Annotated in this window: 17 protein-coding genes and 1 pseudogene; 7 read left to right on the plus strand and 11 right to left on the minus strand. The window is 68.9% G+C overall.

The features are described 5' to 3' along the window. Positions 1 to 4 precede the first annotated feature (4 nt). From ACZ7L5_RS04260 to ACZ7L5_RS04295, 8 genes and pseudogenes are all read right to left on the minus strand, one after another. Positions 5 to 1,258 (minus strand): acyl-CoA dehydrogenase family protein, encoded by a 1,254-nt coding sequence (locus ACZ7L5_RS04260; RefSeq protein WP_471514232.1) that lies wholly within the window; start codon positions 1,256 to 1,258, stop codon positions 5 to 7. Between the two features lie 83 nt (positions 1,259 to 1,341). Then, the gene (locus tag ACZ7L5_RS04265) at positions 1,342 to 1,980 is read right to left on the minus strand and encodes a GAF domain-containing protein (protein WP_471514234.1); all 639 of its coding nucleotides are present in this window, start codon (positions 1,978 to 1,980) and stop codon (positions 1,342 to 1,344) included. After that, positions 1,980 to 2,651: a GTP-binding protein gene (locus tag ACZ7L5_RS04270; protein WP_471514236.1), complete on the minus strand. Its 672-nt coding sequence runs from the start codon at positions 2,649 to 2,651 to the stop codon at positions 1,980 to 1,982. Before ACZ7L5_RS04270 ends, ACZ7L5_RS04265 begins: the two co-directional genes overlap by 1 nt. Further along, complete coding sequence (locus ACZ7L5_RS04275) at positions 2,623 to 3,030, minus strand: DUF742 domain-containing protein (RefSeq protein ID WP_057608332.1); 408 nt, start codon at positions 3,028 to 3,030, stop codon at positions 2,623 to 2,625. Before ACZ7L5_RS04275 ends, ACZ7L5_RS04270 begins: the two co-directional genes overlap by 29 nt. Further along, complete coding sequence (locus ACZ7L5_RS04280) at positions 3,027 to 3,542, minus strand: roadblock/LC7 domain-containing protein (protein WP_471514238.1); 516 nt, start codon at positions 3,540 to 3,542, stop codon at positions 3,027 to 3,029. Before ACZ7L5_RS04280 ends, ACZ7L5_RS04275 begins: the two co-directional genes overlap by 4 nt. 72 nt (positions 3,543 to 3,614) lie before the next feature. Continuing rightward, positions 3,615 to 5,126, minus strand: a pseudogene (locus tag ACZ7L5_RS04285) (sensor histidine kinase). Between the two features lie 25 nt (positions 5,127 to 5,151). Next, positions 5,152 to 7,053, minus strand: a complete 1,902-nt coding sequence (locus ACZ7L5_RS04290; protein WP_471514240.1) for a glycoside hydrolase family 15 protein — start codon at positions 7,051 to 7,053, stop codon at positions 5,152 to 5,154. A gap of 226 nt (positions 7,054 to 7,279) precedes the next feature. Continuing rightward, positions 7,280 to 7,777: a DUF6415 family natural product biosynthesis protein gene (locus tag ACZ7L5_RS04295; RefSeq protein ID WP_471514242.1), complete on the minus strand. Its 498-nt coding sequence runs from the start codon at positions 7,775 to 7,777 to the stop codon at positions 7,280 to 7,282. Between the two features lie 189 nt (positions 7,778 to 7,966). Between ACZ7L5_RS04295 and ACZ7L5_RS04300 the strand changes: the two genes are divergently transcribed. Both ACZ7L5_RS04300 and ACZ7L5_RS04305 read left to right on the plus strand, forming a co-directional pair. After that, positions 7,967 to 9,355: a tetratricopeptide repeat protein gene (locus tag ACZ7L5_RS04300; RefSeq protein WP_471514244.1), complete on the plus strand. Its 1,389-nt coding sequence runs from the start codon at positions 7,967 to 7,969 to the stop codon at positions 9,353 to 9,355. 72 nt (positions 9,356 to 9,427) lie between these two features. After that, on the plus strand, positions 9,428 to 9,928 hold the full coding sequence (locus ACZ7L5_RS04305) for an SAM-dependent methyltransferase (RefSeq protein ID WP_175435692.1): 501 nt from the start codon (positions 9,428 to 9,430) through the stop codon (positions 9,926 to 9,928). 62 nt (positions 9,929 to 9,990) lie between these two features. Here the strand turns inward: ACZ7L5_RS04305 and ACZ7L5_RS04310 are convergent, their stop codons facing one another. Then, positions 9,991 to 10,500: an ATP-binding protein gene (locus ACZ7L5_RS04310; protein ID WP_471514246.1), complete on the minus strand. Its 510-nt coding sequence runs from the start codon at positions 10,498 to 10,500 to the stop codon at positions 9,991 to 9,993. Positions 10,501 to 10,629: 129 nt separating this feature from the next. Between ACZ7L5_RS04310 and ACZ7L5_RS04315 the strand changes: the two genes are divergently transcribed. Beyond that, positions 10,630 to 11,871: a helix-turn-helix transcriptional regulator gene (locus ACZ7L5_RS04315; protein WP_471514248.1), complete on the plus strand. Its 1,242-nt coding sequence runs from the start codon at positions 10,630 to 10,632 to the stop codon at positions 11,869 to 11,871. Between the two features lie 74 nt (positions 11,872 to 11,945). Here ACZ7L5_RS04315 and cutA read toward each other — a convergent pair whose 3' ends face one another. Further along, a complete protein-coding gene (gene cutA / locus ACZ7L5_RS04320; protein WP_360555209.1) occupies positions 11,946 to 12,266 on the minus strand; it encodes a divalent-cation tolerance protein CutA in 321 nt (106 codons plus the stop codon). 882 nt (positions 12,267 to 13,148) lie between these two features. Between cutA and ACZ7L5_RS04325 the strand changes: the two genes are divergently transcribed. The 4 genes from ACZ7L5_RS04325 to ACZ7L5_RS04340 all read left to right on the plus strand — a co-directional run bounded on the left by ACZ7L5_RS04325 (position 13,149) and on the right by ACZ7L5_RS04340 (position 17,647). Further along, positions 13,149 to 14,354, plus strand: coding sequence for a tyrosine-type recombinase/integrase (locus ACZ7L5_RS04325; protein ID WP_471514250.1), 1,206 nt, complete (start codon positions 13,149 to 13,151; stop codon positions 14,352 to 14,354). A gap of 457 nt (positions 14,355 to 14,811) precedes the next feature. Further along, positions 14,812 to 16,110, plus strand: coding sequence for a bifunctional 3-oxoadipate enol-lactonase/4-carboxymuconolactone decarboxylase PcaDC (gene pcaDC, locus ACZ7L5_RS04330; RefSeq protein WP_471514252.1), 1,299 nt, complete (start codon positions 14,812 to 14,814; stop codon positions 16,108 to 16,110). Between the two features lie 65 nt (positions 16,111 to 16,175). Next, positions 16,176 to 16,811, plus strand: coding sequence for an MBL fold metallo-hydrolase (locus ACZ7L5_RS04335; protein ID WP_471514254.1), 636 nt, complete (start codon positions 16,176 to 16,178; stop codon positions 16,809 to 16,811). A 56-nt stretch (positions 16,812 to 16,867) separates the two neighbouring features. Next, positions 16,868 to 17,647: an exodeoxyribonuclease III gene (locus tag ACZ7L5_RS04340; protein WP_328421546.1), complete on the plus strand. Its 780-nt coding sequence runs from the start codon at positions 16,868 to 16,870 to the stop codon at positions 17,645 to 17,647. Between the two features lie 106 nt (positions 17,648 to 17,753). Here the strand turns inward: ACZ7L5_RS04340 and ACZ7L5_RS04345 are convergent, their stop codons facing one another. After that, positions 17,754 to 19,520, minus strand: coding sequence for an SGNH/GDSL hydrolase family protein (locus ACZ7L5_RS04345; protein WP_471514257.1), 1,767 nt, complete (start codon positions 19,518 to 19,520; stop codon positions 17,754 to 17,756). Positions 19,521 to 19,615: the final 95 nt, after the last annotated feature.

Here is a 19,615-nt window from a genome sequence, read left to right on the forward strand (position 1 = left end):
GGGCTCATGCGGCGGTCGGGTCGGGGCGTGCCCAGGCGGCTTCGGCGGTGAGGCGTTCGGACCACTGGATGTGGTCCTCGTCGAAGGCGGCGTCGGCCAGGTGTATGCGCTGGACCTCGAAGGTTCCGGCGGGCGGGTAGGTGTGCTGGATGTCGCGCCACAAGCGCTGGAGGACGTAGTCGCGGTCGAAGGCGTGGGCGCCGTGCAGTTCCATGGCGTCCTGGGCCGACTGCGCGGCCCACTGGTGGCCGAGGTACTTGGCGTTGATCAGGTCGGCGTCGCAGGGCAGGCCCTGGTCGAGAAGGTGCACGGACTGGTAGGCGAGTATCCGGCCGGCGCGCAGACGGGCCTCCATGCCACCGATCCGGTCCCGCAGTACGGGCAGGTCGGACAGGCTGCCCCGATAGCGAGGACGGGTCTTGAGACGAGCAGTGGTGGCGGTCACGACCGCTTCGTGAATGCCGAGGCTCACGGCGGCCAGGTTGGGACGGCCATACAGAATGCTGCTGCTCTGGGCCACGCTCAGCCCTCGACCGATCTCTCCGACCACGTTGTCCTCGGGAACACGGACGTGATCGAGGTCGAGTCGGCCGACGGAGAAGCCGTGCAGACCGAGGCCGGGGCGGTGCTCGGGGACCGAGAGCCCGCGGCGGCTTGATTCGACCATGAACGCGGTCAGCGCCTGGGAGGTGCTCACGCCCGCTTCGGCGGTGCGGGCGACGACGAGGTGGGCACCGGCGAGGTGACTATTGCCGATATGGACCTTGCGGCCGGTGATCACCCACTCGCTGCCGGCGCGTTCGGCTGTGGTTTCGATGCCACCGATGTGTCCGCCAGCATGTGGTTCGGTCACGGCGATCGATAGCAGCAGGGAACCGTCCGCGACACGGGGCAGCCAGCGGCCCTTCTGCTCGTAGGTGGCGAAGTGCAGCAGGGCGCCGACGGGGATCAGGGTGGCCTGCAGGATGGCTGCGGCAGCCGCCGAGATCCGCGCGATGCGGTGGACAAGGATGGTCTTGGCCACATGTCCGGCACCCAGCCCGCCGAAGGAGGCCGGGATGGTGACGGCGAACCAGCCCCGTGCGGCCATCAGGTCGGCGACCTTGCGCTCCACCCTGCCCGGAGCGGCCTCCATACGCGCGGCGCGCGACGCGATGTGCTCGGCCGCGAAGGCGTCCGCCTCGTCCCACAGCACTTCGTGGCGGGCGGTGAGGTAGGGGCGCAGCGCCGGTGGCGGTGTAGTGGGTGTGGCGGACATGGTCTCCCTCTCCCTGGGCGAAGGTCGCAACGTGGAGCGGCCGGGGATCGACTACGGCTCCCGGGTGGGGGTGGTGGAACGGCCTAGCGGACGGGGGCGCGGACCATGTGGTCCATCACCTGGGCACCGGCGTTGATGACGATGTCTCTGAGCCGTCGGGCCTCGCTCAGGGGGCGCTTCTCGGGGTCGATGACGCACACCGTGCCCAGCACGGTGCCGCTGTCATGGACGAGCGGGGCGCCGAAGTAGGAGCGGATCCCGACGGCGTCGACCACGTGGTTGCCGCTGAAGCGCGGACTGGCGTGCACGTCGTGCAGCGGGAGAGCCTTCTTGCGGGCCATGACGTCCGGGCACCAGCCGTGGTCGCGGCTCATGGTGCGGCCGACGATGAAGTACCCGCTGTCCGCCGGCGGCTGGTGCAGCCCGACGAAGGTCTGCTCCTCCAGGAAGAGATTGACGAACCCGTACAGGAACCCGGCCTTGGCGGCCATGTCGCGGGCCAGGTCGTCGAAGTCCTCGCTCGCCACGGTAGGCACGCCCAGGCGGTTGAGCAGCTCGTACCGTTGCGCCAGCTCCGGTGCCTGCTGGGTCTGTGGCCCGGTGACGGCGGTGGCGGGCGGGGTGATCAGCCCGCGGGCGGCGTCCCGCGTGCCGCGTCGCGGCAGGGACAGTGCGGGTGGGTCGGTCGGCGATGCGAGGTAGGGGTTGGGGTGATGTGACATCAGGCGTCCTGGAGGGTGGTAGTGGGCGTGTGGTGCACGCGGCTCGCGGAGGCGTTCTTCACGGCGTGGCCGACGAGGGTCAGCAGGACGCCGGCGACGTGGTTCGGGTCGCGGGCGTCACAGGTGATCACCGGTACGGAGGCAGGGAGTTCGAGGGCAGTTCGGACCTGCTCGGGCTGGTAACGGTGCGCTCCGTCGAACTGGTTGATGGCGACGACGAAGGGCAGGCCGATGTCTTCGAAGAAGCTGATGGGGGTGAAGCTGCTCTCCAGACGGCGGGTGTCGACCAGGACGACCGCCCCGACGGCGCCGAGGGAGAGGTCGTACCAGAGGTCGACGAACCGGTCCTGGCCGGGCGTGCCGAACAGGAACAGTTCCAGGGGTACGGGCGCGTCGGGCAGGCTGAGGCGGCCGAAGTCGAAGGCGACCGTGGTGGTCTGCTTCGCCTCGATGCCCGCCAGGCTGTCCACGTCTGCGCTCGCCTCGGTCAGGTACTCCTCCGTGCTCAGCGGCGCGATCTCGCTGACGGCGCCTACGGCGGTGGTCTTGCCCGCGCCGAAGCCCCCAGCGATCACGACCTTCAGCACGGTCGGCGCGGCGTCGGCGCGCGGCTGCGGCGAAGTACGCAGCACCGCGCCCGGGTCATCCGGCCTGGGGGTAGGCGATGGCATCAGGCCACTTCCTCTTCAAGCCCGCTGAAAGGGCTGCCAGCAGTTGGGTAGACGGACCGGATTCCGCGCCTGTATCGGCATAGGGGTGGGTGAGGGGGACGACCAAGGCGTCGGCGTCCAGGAGGTCCGAGACGAGGATCTTGACGGCGGTGACGGGCCGGCCAAGTCGTCCCGCCAGTTCGACCACCGATCGTCGGCGCTCCCGGCACAGGGCGAGGATCTCCTCGCATTCCTCGGCCTGGGCCGGGCCGGGCCTTCCCCGTCCTGCTTCCAGCACGGTTTCCAGACCGAGCAGGTGCCGCGGCCTGGTCCGCCCGCGCGTCAGGGTGTAGGTCCGCACGAACATCGACTCCTCGGTCGCGCGGCCGTGTGTGCTCACCGGACCTCTCCGCCCGTGCCGACGCGGACCGGGATCAGCATGTAGGGGGCGAACTTCTGGACGAGGCGCCCCATCTCGAATCCGACGGTGCCCGCATCGGCGTCCGTGGTTGCGATGACGGCGAGGATCGTGTCCATCTCACCGCGTTCGTTGCCGGGGTGGTTGTCGAAGGCCGCGCTGCGCCCGGCGCTTTGAACGAAGAAGAGGCAGTCGTCGCGCTCGATGATGACCTGCCGGGCCGGCCTCTTCTTGTGGCTGGGGCCGGTGATGTTCGCCGCGAGGGAGGCAACTCCGCTGAGGGCTGCCGACAGTTCGTCCGCCCAGTCCTTGTCGACGTCGCTGTCCAGCAGCCGCAGTCCGTCGCGGGACAGCAGGACGGCGTGCGTGACGCCCGGGACGTCGGAGGCGAACTGACGCAGCAGCCAGGCCATGTTGTCCCGCTGTCCGCTTGCAGTTGTCTCGGTTACGGGCGCGTCGCCGGTCACGTTGTCCATCGCGGGGTGGGTGCTCATAGGGATCGCTCCAGAAGGGGGAAGGTCGCCCGTGGATGTAGCGGGCCACCGGGAACGTCGAGGGACGGGGGTTCAGGGAGCGGGCTGCTCTGTCGAAGCGGTGGAAGAACCGGCTCTCCCGCCGGCCTGGATGCCGTTCCGGAAGGCGGCTGCGAGCCCTGGCGTCGCCCCGGTCACGGGGGCTTGCTCCCGCTCGCGCGATGGACGTAACGAGCCGGCCTAACGTCTACGCGTGGGAAGAGCGGGCGCATCAGCAGAGTGACCTGCCTCTACGGCTCCTGGTGCCCCCACATTGCCGGGGTGCGTGACCTGGCCTGCCGTCGGGACGGCTGGAGCCGCGGCGACCTGCTGCGGCGGAGCGGAGCGGGCTTCCTGGGGTCGCGCGGTCGCATCGTCAACAGAGGGAATCGCTACCAGGAGGCGTGTCGGGATGACGACGAGGGCGGTGGTCCCTCCTGTTACGTTCTCCTGCAGGAGAACGGACAGCCCGTGCGACTGGGCGATCTTCGCGGCGACCAGCAATCCGAGTTGGCCGGCCCGGACTTGGCCGCTGACGTCGACTTCGTCGGGGGCTTTGAGCAGGTGGTTCATCTGCGCCCGCGTCTGCGGATGCATGGGGACAGCCCGGTCCTCGACTTCGACCGCCAGCCCGTTCGCCACGCGCTGCGCACGCACCATCACCTTCGTCGCGGGATCGGAGCACTCGCAGGCGTTCTCGATCAGCTCGGCCAGCAGGTGCGTCAGGTCCGGGCCCACATGGCCGGGAAGACCTAGCTCGGCGCCCACGGACCCGGCGGCGACGGACACACGTGGATACTGCACGACCTCGGAGACGGCGCCGCGCAGTGCCGTCGCGACGGGAACGGGCCGGCGCACGCTGCGCAGGGACTGGCCGCCCAGCACCGCAGTGCTCTCGACCTGGCGACGCATCCGCGTCACGAGGTGGTCGATCTCGAAGATCTTGGCCAGTAGCTCCGGGTCGTCGGTCAGCATCTCCAGCTCGCTCAGTGCCTGAAGCGCTTTGCCGACCAGGGCGTGCTCGCGCATGGCCAGACGGCGCAGCACTTCCAGGAGGACGACGGACTGGGACTCGTCGTGCACCCGTATCAGCGACGCGATGGCCTGCACCTGGAGGGCACTCAACGCCGTGTTGATCTCGGCGTTCGGACCGGCCGACGTTGGCGCCTGCAGGTCCGGCAGCGGCGGGCGTCCCCCGCGGCACAGCTCATCCGCCGACCACTGCACCGACTTCTCGACAGCCGCCGCTGCCCCCGCAACCGCTGCCAGTGCCACTGCCCAGTCCTCCTCCGCGGTCGCCTGCACGGCCCCTGCCGCCGTACGCGCTCCGCGAGCCGCCGCCGTGGCGACTCCGGCCAGTCCGCAGACCAGGCAGGCCAGGAGCCACCCGGGGCCTACGGCGGACACCGACCAGAGGGGGAAGGCGGCACCCAGCAGCGCGGCTAGCAGCACCAGGGGCAATGCCACGGCGCGGCGGACACGGTGCAGCGTGAACGCGTCGATCGGAGGCCGCCGTCTGCGGTGGCCGGTAGCGGCCGGCCGTGCCGGGAAGGCGCTGTCAGGCATGGGAATCCTCGTCAGGTGGGGGTGGCTAAGCGTGTTGCGGCGTCAGGTCTGCGCAGGTCTGGCGAGTGCTGCGTGGAGCCGAGCGGGGCGTCGGAACCGCGACCGCGCTGCGGTGGCGGGAGGAAGGCGTCGACAGGAGCTGAAGGAGCCGGGCGCTCTGGATCAGGCCCATGTGGCTGAACGCCTGCGGGAAGTTGCCGAGCTGGCGCTGTTGGACGGGGTCGTACTCCTCGGCAAGGAGCCCGAGGTCGTTGCGCAGCGCGAGGAGGCGTTCGAACAGGGCGTGGGCCTCGTCGAGGCGGCCGATCAGGGCCAGGGCATCGACGAGCCAGAAGGAGCAGAGGACGAAGGTGCCCTCATCGCCCTTCAGGCCGTCCACCCCGGTACGGTCACCGATGGTCGGGTAACGGCGCACGAGCCCGTCAGACGAGGAGAGTTCACGACGCACTGCGTCCACGGTGCCGATGACGCGAGGGTCGTCGGGCGGGAGGAAGCCGACGCGGGGGATCAGCAGCGTGGCGGCGTCCAGCTCTTGGGAACCGTAGGACTGGGTGAAGGTGTTGCGCACCGGATCGAAGCCCTTGGTGCAGACCTCGTGGTGGATGGTTGCCCGCAGCTCGATCAGCCGGGCTACGTCGATGTGGAGGGCACCGGCCTCGGCCAGGCGGAGGGTGCGGTCGACCGCCACCCAGGCCATCACCTTGGAGTGGACGAAGTGCCGGCGTTCTCCGCGGATCTCCCAGATGCCCTCGTCGGGCTCCTGCCAGCGCTGTTCCAGGTGCTCGATGAGTCGCCGTTGCAGCACGGCGGTGTCGGCGCAGTGGGCGACACCGCACTCGTGTGCGAGGTACAGGGTCTCGATGACCTCGCCGTACACGTCGAGCTGCAGTTGGTCCGCCGCCCCATTGCCGACCCGTACCGGGGTCGAGCCCTCGTAGCCGGGCAGCCAGGACAGCTCCCGTTCCCGCAGGTCACGCTCTCCGGTGATCCCGTACATGATCTGCAGGTTCTCCGGATCACCGGCCACGGCGCGCAACAGCCAGCGCCGCCATGCCTGCGCCTCCTGCCGGTACCCGGTCCCCAGGAGCGCGGCCAGCGTCGTGGAGGCGTCCCGCAACCAAGTGAAGCGATAGTCCCAGTTCCGGTTTCCGCCGATCTCCTCTGGCAGCGACGTGGTCGGCGCCGCGACGATCCCACCGCTCGGCTCGTACGTCATCGCCTTCAGCGCGATCAAGGATCGAACCACGGCCTCGCGATATGGCCCCTCGTAGGTGCAGTCCCGTGTCCAGTCCTCCCAGAAAGTGAGCGTCTCGGTCAGCGCGGCCTCGGGGACGGGAACGTCGGGCGCCGCTGCGTGGGACGGGCACCAGCTGAGGACGAACGCCACGCTCTGCCCGGCGGCGACGGAGAAAGCACTGACCATGACGCCGTCCTTCTCCACCTGCGGGACGCAGGTGTCGAGCCACAGAGCGTCCGCGCCGGCCTCCGCGACCATGCGCCCACCGACTTCGTGAATCCACGGGCTGACGCTGCCGTACCCCGGCCGTGGACGCATGGCCGAGATCATGGAGACCTCACCGGTCAGGCCCTCGACGATCCGGATCACCTGCGGTGCCCCGTCGCGCGGTGGCATGAAGTCCCGGACACGGACCGAACCGGCCTCGGTGCGCCATACCGATTCGAGGACGAGCGAGTCACCGCGGTACCAGCGCTCGGCGACTGCTTCGGAGCTGGAACGGTCGGCAGGAGCGGCCGGAGCGATCCGCCAGGTGCCGTGTTTCTGCGTGCCGAGCAAGCCGGTGAAGACGGCCGGCGAGTCGAACCGGGGCAGGCACAGCCAGTCGATCGAACCGTCATCGCAGACGTGGGCACTGGTCTGCATGTCGCCGATCAATCCGTACTGCTCGATGCGCGGAATCCGTTTCATTGTGTGGATCTCCGTGAGCCCCGCAGGTCCGGGGCGGTATCGGGGCCGCCGCAGCGGCCGGGAATGGTGGGAAGAGGAGAGGCCGGTGGTTACCGGAGCGAGGCAGGGGCGTTCCAGGGCGGCGGCAAGTCCTCGTCGGCCCCTGCAGGGCTGGCCGCGCGCTCACCGCGAACCAGCCAGGCCATCGGCCCGAGGACCAGCCCGATAACGACGGCCCCGGTCACCGTCATGTCCGCGGTACCGAAGCGGCGAAGACGAGACAGGCCAGGGCGACGGCGAAGACCGCCCCGCGCAGCACGTTGATCTGCGGCTTCCGCCAACGCCGCCCGTGCTTCGATCGGATCGGCTCGGGACCGCCCCGTTTCACGTGTGCCAGCAGCTCCCGGGTGGCTTCGGCGAGCTTGACCAAGTACACCCGGCTCGGCATGTAGCCCTCGGGAATGCTTTCGGAGCAGAGCCGTTGTGCTCGCACCAGGACGGGGCTGCCCACAGCGGTCCGTGCTCCCAACTGGGCGACATGACCGCGCAGAAGCCGAACAAGGTCCTCCACATCGGCAGCGTTCTCGGGCAGCGGTGAATCCTCGCCCAGCACGAGCGTCACCGTCTCCGACGCGGCAACCACGTGATCGCGCTCTGGCGCCAGCACCACGGTGGCGGACTCTCGCCGCCCGCGCCCGCCTCCGAGCTGGCTGTCGCCTCGGCGAGGGTCCAGCGAAAGGCGCATGACACAACTCCTGTTCGGATCAAGCCAAAGTGAGCCCAAGTCACCAAGTGGCACCGACGACTGACGTGCGAAGTGAGTGATTTGGTCGCTACGTTGAGCGAACCGTGAATCACGGCCGAGCGGTATGCCCACACCGCCCGCAGGGCCGTCAAAGGCGTCAAAGATCATTCCGGAACCGAGGGGCAGTCCATGGCCCGTGAACGCAACGTCGCCCTCGCCGCACTTCTGCGCGAAGCAGGCTGGTCCCAGCCACAAGCAGCCGCCGCGGTGGCCCGCGTGGCCGCTGAGAGCGGAGTGCGCGAACTCGACGTGATCTCCCGCTCGCACATCGCCATGTGGGTCCAGGGCACAAAGCCCAGCGGCAGAGCACCGCATATCCTGCGCGAGACGCTGTCCCGCAGACTCGGCCGCCGCCTCTCCCTGGCCGATCTCGGGCTGGAAGAAGAGCCGACAGGCACGACCGACAGCGGTTCCGACTGGAGCGTCGACCCTCTGACCGCGCTGGCCGAGCTGGGAAGCGACGATCTCGACATGCACCGACGCAAGCTGCTGGCCACCGCCGCCTACTCCGCGGCCGGCCTTGCCCTGCCCACTACCTCGTGGTGGGCAGCCGCCCCCGCTGCAGCGGCGAACCGCCGACCGGCCTCCTCGCGCTCGGTGACCCAGGCGGACATCGACGACGTCCGCGATCTCACGGTCTACTACTCCGCGCGCGACCAGCAGCGAGGCGGCGCATCCGGCCGCAAGGCCCTCGCCAGCCACCTGCTCGACGGTGCGGTACCGCTGCTCGGCGGCCGATTCCGCACAGATCAGCTCCGCCGCGACACGTACTCCGCCGTGGCGGAGATGACCTACCTCGCTGGTTGGATGGCCTTCGACGCCAGCGAACACCGCACTGCCCAGCGCTACCTCACCATTGCCGCCCGCATCGCGGCGGAAGCTGGAGACGGACCGCTCGGTGGTCACGTCCTGCGCGCCCTCGCCCACCAGGCCGTGGACCTCGGGCATCCACGCCGGGCACTGGCCCTGGCCGACGCCTCGATGTCCCGCGACCGCTACGGCCAGGCCAGCCATCGTGAAAAGGCGCTGCTGGCGATCGTCCATGCACGCGCCCTCGCATCTGATGGCGACCGGGCCGGCACCCTCGCGGCCATTAGCCGCGCGGAGCGGGACCTCGCCCGCGCCGACGCCACCGAGGCACCGGCCCGCGTCGGCTTTTTCCAGGAAGCCTCCCTCGCCCACGAGACGGCCTGCGCTCTGCGTGACACGGGCCAGCCTCGGGATGCGGAGATCCACTTCAAGCGCAGCGTGGCCACGCGCCGACGCCAGCAGTTCGCCCGTACCCACAGCGTGACGCTCGGCTACCTCGGCGCTGTCCAAGTCCAGCAGGGACGCCTCGACGAGGCATGCGCAACCTGGAACGAAGCACTCGACGCCATGGCCGGTATCCAGTCCGGGCGAGCCCGCGACGTCATCGTCCGCATGCAGAGCGACATCTCGCCCGTCCGGCAGCGCGGTGGTCGCCACGTCGCCGAACTGGACCGTCGCGCGCGAGGCATGTTGCGCGCCATAGGCTGACCACTGAACGGTTTCGCGGCGCTGACCGGAGGCCGCCGCGCACGCTACGCCCAGGGAGAGGAACGAGCGCTGATGCCGACCTACGAGGTCAAGTCGATCGCAACGGTCGTCGGCGGCCACACCCGCGTACAGGACGACTACCAAGGCGGGGTCGAATCGATCATCCGGCTCGACGACGCGTATCCCCTGGAAACGCTGCAAGGAATCGAGGAGTTCTCCCACCTGACCGTGACCTGGCGCTTCCATCTGGCCCGACCCGAAGACGTCCAGCTCCATGCACGCAGTCCAAGGGGAAACCAGAACTGGCCGGCGACCGGTACGTTCGTCCATCGCAACCACCGGCGCCCCAACCAACTGGCGGTCAGTTACCCGCGGTTGCTCAAGGTCGAGGGCAGGGACCTCCTGGTCACCGATCTCGACGCCGTCGACGGGACGCCCGTGATCGACCTGGCACCGTACTTCGAACAGATGGGGCCTCAGGGCCCCATCCGTCAGCCTGCATGGCCTGGCGAGATGCTTGAACCGAACTACTGGGCGAAGGCAAGCGAACGGCCCTCCGAGCGTCCCCTGTAGAGGAAGTGACTGAGCTGCCCGACTCGTCAACCGCATGGCCGGGAACCATTGGGAAGTCTGGCTCAACCCGCAGCCCTCGCATACCGGAACTCACACCACGTCTCCTCGCCGCTGCTCTCCCACGCGTCTGAGATCGCATCGACAAGCCGGATCCCTCGTCCGGATTCACCGTCGGGTCCGGCTTCCTTGAGTACAGCTGGGGCCGGATGGTGATCGGTGACCGAGACGCGCACCACGTCGACGGCCACCGTGATCCGGAGCACGACTTCTCCCTCACCGTGAAGCACGGCGTTGGTGACCAGCTCCGAGACGGCCAGTACGACGACCCCCGCCACCGGCTCCGAAACACGGCACCGCCGCAGGAACGCCCCGGCTGTCCGCCGCATCTCCCCAACTTTCGCGAGATCAGGGAGAAAGGCCGCCTGACAGCCATGGGATGCCGCCGGTATGCCTGCTCTCGCCGATTTGATGTGCCGGTCTTCGTGAACCGACCTCGCGCATGACATGCCTGCCACGTCGGCAAAGCTAGGGATGCCCCCGCCGGGCGGGGTCTCCTCTTGGAGCCTGGTCATGGGGGCTATCGCACCGCGTGGCGATGCCGTCGACCAGGGGAATCCCGAGGGGGAAATATGGCAAGGGGGAAAGTTGGAGGGGGAATTGAGGCCATGATTGGATTCCGCCCACCAACAGAGGTCACACTCATGCCAGATCCGTTCGCCGACCTGCTCCTCCGGCTCCGGCAGGAGGCGGGCAGGACGCAGGAGGAGCAGGCAGACGCGATCAACGCTGTCTCCGGCCGGGACACCATGACCCGCCGAGAGATCAGCCGCTATGAGAACTTCGAGAACGTCCCTACCAATCACACAATCGCCCACATCGCGGCGGCCTGCGGTGTGCCCTTCGAGGAGCTACAGCGGGAGGCCAAGGCTGCCCGCGCTCGGAAGAGAAAGGGGCATGCCAATGCAGAGGAGGACCAGGACGCCGTGAAGCGTCGCACGCTGCTGGGTGGCGCCGCTGTCGGCGTGAGTGCGGCTGCCGAGCCCTGGGGGCGCCTCGCCTTCGCCCTCAGCAAGGGGTCCAAGATCGATTCGCCCTCCGCCGTCGCACTCATCGACCGGGCCGCTGAACTACACGTCCAGGAACTCAATCTCAGCGCCCGGCGGCTACAAAGCACGGTCGAGTCGCATCTTGACGCGATCACCGCGGCTCTGCCGCGTGCCGGCGAGCACGAGCGGGCTCTCACTATCGCCGCCGGAGAAACCGCCGCCCTGGCCGGTTGGGTTGCCTGGGACCTGGGTGAGCACGACAAAGCCGACGCCTATTACACGGTCACGTCGCAGTGTGCGACGACCGCCGGGCACCCTCCGCTCCGAGCCCTGGCCCTGACCTACAGCAGCTACGGCGCCTCGACGCCGAAGGCGAAGTTGGAGTTCCTTTCCCAGGCGGCCAGCGATGTGCGAGGCCACGGCAACGCTACTGCTGCCGCTTGGGTCCTCGGCAGGCACGCCGAGGAGGCTGCGGCGACCGGCGACGAGATGGGGGCGCTCCGGGCGTTGGAGCGAGCGCGCTTCGCCTACGACTTCGCGGATCACACCAACGAGCAGGCGTGGGTCCGGTTCGTGACCCCGTACCGCATAAACTCGCTGGCCCTCTCTGTGTACGGGCAGTTGGGGCGTCCCGAACTCACCGCTGCAGCAGACACCGCAGTCGACCGCCTCGGAGACGAACTCCCGGACGGAGGCGTCGTAGTCCTCGGTGATCTCGCTTCGGCCCTGCTGCGTGGAGGTGACGTCGACCAAGGGGTCTACGTGTCACTCCAGTTCGCCGCAGCGGCACAGGTTAAACCCAACACGATGGGCAAGGAGCGCGCATCGACTATCGCAGCGTCGCTCCCAGACAGTGAGCAGGAGCTCGGCCGCTATCTACGGCAGTTCGCTTCCTGAGTCCCCACACGCGGTAGGCGGGTAAGCCCAGGACGCGAACGCCGTCGTACGGCCGGCCCGGCGCTCCGCAGAACCTATGCCGTCTCCTCGACAACCCAAGACAGGTATGCCTCCGACCCTCCGGTCACGGGCAGCGTGATCCACTGGGGGACGTCGTACGGGTGCTTCTCGTGCAGCCACGCCTCCAGTGCCGGGAGACGGTCCGTCGTAGTCATGTACGAGATCCGCCACTCCTGCGCCGTCTCAACCTTCCCCTTCCACCAGTAGAAGGCGGTGATCGGCGCATCGATGTGGACGCCCGCTGCCAGCTTGCTCTCGACAGCACCCCAGGCCAGCGCCTTCGCCTGGTCCTCGTTGTCGCTGGTCGTCTGCGCGATCACAATATCGTTGGCCATGCAACTACCTCTCCAGCTCGGGTTCCGCGACCCTACCCAGCCGTCCAGCGCGCATCGAAGTCGGTAGCTACCGGTGAAGGCGGGCGGGACTCAACCAGCGACCTGGACCACTGAGACAGGCAGCAGGCCATTCAAACGCTTGGCGACCTGAACGCGTGGACCGCATAGGTGCGTGACCTCACCGGGGTGTCGTGTCGTCCGTTGGGCTTCGTACTGACCGCAAGGCAGGTCGGCGAGCCCTTGACTTCCGGGGGCGACAGCGCGTCGGCGTGTTCCTAGCGGAGAGCGAGCGGCGGCCCGGACGAGGTCGGCCGATAGGGCGAATACTTTCTGTGTCCTCAGGCCGACTCGGTATTTCGCCCATGGCAGACGAGGAAGAGGCTCGAAAGACTGGAACCCTCTCCGGGTGTATGTCAACGTACAACACCTCGGAAGTGCGAGGTCGGTAAGCGACCCGCCTGGAGATCCGATGAGGAGTATTTCCGCCGATGCGCGTCCTTCGGTCAGTCCGGCCGACCGTCCCTGTCCGCTTACTCTTTGTGCGATACACGGTGCACCGTTCATGCCGGATCCACATACGGGGGCGGATCGATTGGCGTCGAGGCTGGCAGTCGGGGCGAGCCTCTTTTCGGAGCGCGAGCGCAACATAGACCAAGATTGCCGGTTAGCCAAACCGGCGATCGTCGCGACCATTGAGCAGGTCCGCGTTTGGCTGTACTTGGCGGTGGAGCCGTAGCGGACACAGAAGAAGGCAGAGCCCCCCAAACCCACCGGGGAGGAAGAGGAGGGGCATCGGCTGCCGCAGTGGTGATACCCGCGGCACCCTTCGCTGAAGCGCAGTGGCCCCTCTGCCCGCGTGTATTTTCCACACCCTCAAGGAGAGTGAGCATTCTGTCCGGTCCCATCAAGAAACTTCCGCCGAACTCGAAGGGGAAGGTTCGATACCGGTTTGTTGTCGACGCAGGAATTGACCCCGAAACTGGTAAGCGTAAGCAGTTGAGGCGCACCTTCGACTCGTTGAAGGAAGCTAGGGCTGAGTACGCGAACATAACTAACCGGCGGCATGACGGGTCGCTTGTGCCGCCCAACAAGATCACCGTGAATGAGTGGCTCGACCGATGGCTGGCCATGAAAGCGGAGGACCTCGAAGAAACCACCATATACAACTACGGGATTACCCTGGACCGAGTTCGGGGGAGGCTCGGCAATATCCGTCTCCAGGACCTTACTGAAGAGCACGTGGAAGAGTGGAGGGACTGGGCGCTGGCGCATGGCCGTGTGCGTGGCAAAAGGGCCGGGACGCCACTCAGTGTCACGAGTGTGGATATGAGCCTCGCTCGGCTGAAGGAAGCGCTGGAGAGAGCCGTTACCCGGCGGTTGGTGTACGTCAATGTCGCTGCGCACGTGACCATTCCCCGGAGAGCGCGCAAGGAAGAGCGGAAGACTAAAGAGGAGGTGCCGCCCTGGAACGTCCAGGAGGTTCAGAAATTCATCCATGGAATTAGGGGTGAGCGTCTCTATGCTGCGCTTCTTCTTTCGCTGATGGGGCTTCGTCCAGCTGAAGTCTGCGGCCTCCGGTGGGAAGATGTTGACTTGGAGAACGCCACGATCGTCATTGCCAACACGCGCACGATGATGGGCAACCGGTACGTGGTGGAGAAGGACACCAAGTCTCTTGCGGGTGAGCGGGATCTGCCGCTGCCGGCGCTGGTGCTGGGAGCCCTCAAGGCATTCCGGGCTCTCCAAGCCGAGGAGAGGCTCGCTCTGGGGGAGGCGTACACGGTGTCGGGCTACGTGCTGGCGCATGAGGCGGGCGACGCATTCACGATCAAGCAACTTCGCCGACGCGCGTACCGGCTTATGGAGCTTCTCGGGCTCCGTCGCGTCAGGCTCTACGACGCACGCTCGTCGTGCTTCACCTTCCTGGCCAACAACGGCGTCCCGGACCACATCCTCGCGCGATGGGCCGGACATACGAACGTAAAGACGACCAAGCGGTGGTACGTCAAGCCGGATGTAGAAGATCTTCGCGGAGCCGCCACCACTTGGGATGGCCTGCACGGGGGTGCGGCAGAGGGGCAAGAGTGAGCCACGCGGAATATGAGCCGAGCAACTTGCGCGCCGTATGGCCTGCAGGATTGGGGCGAGGGGGCTTCGGAGTCCGCTTGCTGGTTTTGGACCGGTGGCTGTAACTGAGAGCATCCGGCTACGGCCAAGCCTTCTACCAAGCGTTCACCGTGTGGCGTTTAAGTTGCTGTTGGGCGGGGTTTCGGAAGGTTTCCAGGTGGATCGCGCCGAGCCTCGTTCGTGCCACCACACTCGATGCTGCTTCCTGAACCGCCTGGAGGCCGTGATCAAAGAGGAAAGCGTTGCTCGTAGCGGCTGAAGGAGGGCACGCGCCCGGAGGGCCCACTGCCGACACGGCCACGAGTACATGCCGGAGAATGTATACCTGGGTTCTCGTTGGCAGGACCGGAGCGGGGCAAGGCCCGCTAGGTCCACCCCGGCGATGTGACATCTCGTGACAGATGAGAGGCTCAGGCGGGTGAGTGAGACACCACCGAACACCCTGCAATACCGCTTTGACGGGCCAGAAGACGCTCCCGTCCTGATCCTGGGTCCCTCACTGGGTACCACATGGCACATGTGGGACCGACAGGTCCCCGAGCTGACCCAGCAGTGGCGGGTGTTCCGATTCGACCTGCCGGGGCACGGTGGCGCGCCCGCATACCCGGCGGGCTCCGTGGCCGAGCTCACCGACCGGCTGCTCGCCACCCTCGACGGCCTCGGCGTGCAGCGGTTCGGCTACGCGGGCTGCGCGCTCGGTGGGGCACTCGGCATCGAACTCGCCCTGCGCCACCCGGAGCGCATCGCCTCGCTCGCGCTCATCGCCGCGTCTCCCCGGTTCGGCACGCCGGACGAGTTCCGCCAGCGGGGCGTGATCGTGCGCACGAACGGCCTCGACCCCATCGCCCGCACCTCGCCCGACCGCTGGTTCACCTCCGGCTTCGCCGCAGCCCAGCCCGCCATCACCGAGTGGGCCGTGCAGATGGTGCGCACCACCGACCCCGGCTGCTACATCGCCGCCTGCGAGGCGCTCGCCTCCTTCGACGTACGGCCGCAGCTCGGCGGCGTCGCGGTGCCCACGCTCGTCCTCGTCGGCTCGGACGACCAGGTCACCGGCCCCGCCGAGGCCCGCACGCTGGTCGCCGGGATACCGGACGCCCGTCTCGCCGTCGTGCCCGGCGCCTCCCACCTCGTACCGGTCGAGCAGCCCGCCGCCGTCACCGATCTGCTGGTCCGGCACTTCTCCACCGCCTGGCAGCCCGCGTACGACTCCTCGACCGGCCAGATGGCCATCGTCGCCGCCCCCGTCAAGCCGGTCCTGGTCGCCCCGCCCGCGCAGCCCGCGCCCGTCGCCGAGATCGCCCCGGCCGTCGTGGCACCGCAGACGACGGGACGCCCGGACCCGTACGACGCGGGGATCAAGGTCCGGCGCGAGGTGCTCGGGGACGCGCATGTCGACCGGGCGCTGGCGCAGGCGGACGAGTTCTCGGGGGACTTCCAGGAGTTCATCACGCGGTATGCCTGGGGTGAGATCTGGGACAGACCCGGGCTCGACCGGCGCTCCCGCAGCTGTGTCACCCTCACCGCCCTGGTCGCGGGCGGTCACATGGACGAACTCGCCTTCCACACCCGCGCCGCCCTGCGCAACGGCCTCACGCCGGACGAGATCAAGGAAGTGCTGCTGCAGGCGGCCGTCTACTGCGGCGTGCCGGCGGCGAACAGCGCCTTCAAGGTCGCCCAGCAGGTCATCAGGGAGGAGACCACTCCGCAGGAGTGAGGACCCGAGGCGGTCGGCATCCGCGGGAGCGGGCATCCGCAACCGGCGCGCGTCAGGATGGAGCCATGAAGCTCACGAAGAAGTCGCACGCCTGCGTCCGGCTCGAGAAGAACGGGCAGACGCTCGTTCTCGACCCCGGCGGATTCAGCGAGCAGGACGCCGCGCTCGGCGCGGATGCGATCCTCGTCACGCACGAGCACCCCGACCACTTCGACGAGGGACGGCTGCGGGCGGCCATGGAGGCCAACCCGGCCGCCGAGATCTGGACACTCGGCTCCGTCGCGGAACTGATCGCGGCGGCGTTCCCGGGCCGGGTGCACACGGTCGGCCACGGCGACACCTTCACCGCCGCCGGCTTCGACGTCCAGGTCCACGGCGAACTGCACGCCGTCATCCACCCGGACATCCCGCGCATCACGAACGTCGGCTACCTCGTCGACGGCGGCAAGGTCTTCCATCCCGGCGACGCCCTCACCGTTCCCGACCGCCCGGTGGAGACGCTGATGCTGCCGGTCATGGCCCCCTGGAACAAGATCGCGGAGGTCATCGACTACGTCCGCGAGGTCAAGCCGCAGCGCGCCTACGACATTCACGACGCCCTGCTCACCGACCTGGCCCGGCCGATCTACGACCGCCAGATCGGCGGCCTCGGCGGCGCGGAGCACCTGCGCCTGACGCCGGGGGACTCGGCGGAGGTGTGAGCGGTCCCACCTCGGGCGGGACCGGGTTGTCAGTCCCGCCCGGTAGGTTGTCAGGCATGCGCATCGCGACCTGGAACGTGAACTCGATCACCGCCCGCCTGCCGAGGCTCCTGGCCTGGCTGGAGAGCAGCGGCACCGATGTGCTGTGCCTCCAGGAGGCCAAGGTCGCCGAGGACCAGTTCCCGTTCGACCCGCTGCGCGACCTCGGCTACGAGGCGGCGGTCAACGCGACCGGCCGGTGGAACGGCGTGGCGGTGCTCTCCCGCGTCGGCCTCAAGGACGTCGTCAAGGGCCTGCCGGGCGACCCCGGCTTCGACGATGTCGTCGAGCCCCGCGCCATCTCCGCGACCTGCGGCCCGATCCGCGTCTGGTCGGTGTACGTGCCGAACGGCCGTGAGGTGGACCACCCCCACTACGCGTACAAGCTCCAGTGGTTCGAGGCCCTCAAGGCGGCCGTGGCCGGCGACGCGGGCGGCAGCCGCCCGTTCGCGGTGATGGGCGACTACAACGTGGCTCCGACGGACGACGACGTCTACGACGTGGCCGCCTTCGAGGGCCTCACCCACGTCACCCCCGCCGAGCGCGCCGCCCTCGCCTCCCTGCGCGAGTCCGGCCTGTCCGACGTGGTCCCGCGCCCCCTCAAGTACGACCACCCGTACACGTACTGGGACTACCGCCAGCTCTGCTTCCCCAAGAACCGCGGCATGCGCATCGACCTGGTGTACGGCAACGAGCCGTTCGCCAAGGCGGTCACCGACTCGTACGTGGACCGCGAGGAGCGCAAGGGCAAGGGCGCCTCGGACCACGCGCCGGTCGTGGTGGATCTCGACGTGTAGGGCGACGCCCCTTCAGCCTGTCCGGCGTTTGCGGACGAGGCCGTTCAGGCCGATGCGGGCGTTCGGGGGCAGAGCCCCCGAACGGCCACCGTGACGCCGCACAGCCTCACCGCACCAGCGCCCGCAGATCCACCGACCGAGCCAGGGCAGCGAGCCCCGCGTCCCCGGGATGCAGATGGTCCCCGCTGTCGTACGCGGGCAGCAGCCGGGACGGCCGCGCAGGGTCCCGTGCCACCGCGTCGAGGTCGAGCACACCGTCGAACGCGGTGCCGGAGCGGATCCACTGGTTCACCGCGACCCGTTCGGCGTCGACGGCGGCCGTGCACCGCGCCTCCCCCTCGCACGGCAGGATCGTCGCCGCCAGCATCCGCAGCCCTCGCGCATGCCCCCGGTCCGCGATCGCGCGCAGCCCGGCGATGAGCTGCTCCGCGGTCGTGCCCCAGCGCACATCGTTGATGCCCTCGAACACCACCACCGTACGCGCCGACGTCTGGGCCAGGACATCCCGGTCGAACCGGTACAAGGCGCTCACTCCGGCCGTGTCCGTGGAGACCCCGTCACCGGGATAGCGGTCGGACACCACACGGTTGCCGGAGATCCCCTGGTTGAGCACTCCATAGCGCGGGACCACACTCTGGTTCAACAGCCGTGTGGCCAGCACATTGGGCCACCGCCGGTTGGCGTCCGTCGTGGACTTCTCGCCGTCGGTGATCGAGTCCCCGAGCAGCACCACGGACCCCGGCCCCCCGCTCACGTCGACACCGGTCAGCAGCGGCCAACTGGTCAGGACGGTGGGGTAGGCCGACGCGGAGACGTCCGCCGTGTGGTCGCCCGGCGCGCTCACGTACGACCGCTGCTGCGCGAGCCGGTGCACCGGCGCGGCCGGCACGGTCCCGGGCAGATGGAAGCTCACGAGCAGATTGCTGTCCGCGGGCACCTGGAACCCGAGCGGATCGCTGTACGCCTGTGCCCCGGCCGGGATCTCGACGCCCGCCGCACCGCGGAAGAGCACCCGGACCGGCGTCGTCTTCGCCGCCGCGCCCGCCGCCTGCACCGCCACCGTGGCCCTGCCGATCCGCACCGGCGCCGCCGCGAAGGTGTTGTCGAACCGCAGCCGTACCCGCGGCCCGCCCGCCGAGGTGTGCACGACCAGGCGCAGCGTCCGGTCGGTCCACGGCCCGACGGTCGGATAGCCGCCCGTCGCGGCCGCCCAAGTCCCCGTCCAGCCGGTGGCCGGGGCCCGTACCGCCAGCGCGAACACATGCAGCCCGGTCGCCCGCGGCAGCCGTACGGACGCGACCTCGCGCCCCGCCATGATCGGCACGGTGATGACGTACAGCCGCGCCCGCTCGGCGAGTTGGCCGTTCGGGGTGTTGATGTGCGACAGGGCCACCGCCTTGGTGGCGAGCGGGCCGGTGCGCCAGTCGGGGGCGGTCAGGCTGTAGGTCGAGCGGGCGCCGCCGGTGTACGACACCGTCCCCGCGCCGCCGACATCGAAGCCGTCCGTGCCCGCCACGAGGAACGCGAGGGCGTCACCCCGCCCCTGCACCTTCACGTCCTGTCCCGCGGCCAGGACGTTGTCGGCCTGGCCCGGCTGCCGCTTCGGCCAGGTCAGCCGGGCTCCCTGCACGGTCAGCGCCCGGCCGGGCGTCCAGCCGGCTGCCGCCAGGGCCTGCGCGGACAGCGAGCCGCCCGCCCCGTCGAAGTCCGCCTGCGCGGGCCGGGCGTCGTCGCTGACGGCCGTGTTGTCGAAGAGCCGCTCCAGCGGGAGCGGCCCGGCTCTGCGTTCGGCGGCCGCCTGTGCGGAGACCCCCGGCACCAGGACCGCGAAGACAGCGAGGACGACCGCGGAACTCCACACACGTCGGCGCAACTCCGACTCCTCCCGTTCACGACCGCTCAGGACTGCGTATGACTGCGCATGACAACTTCAAGCGAGACGTTCAGGCGCGACACTCGGACGACAGG

This window comes from Streptomyces sp. NPDC107528 (assembly GCF_055639295.1).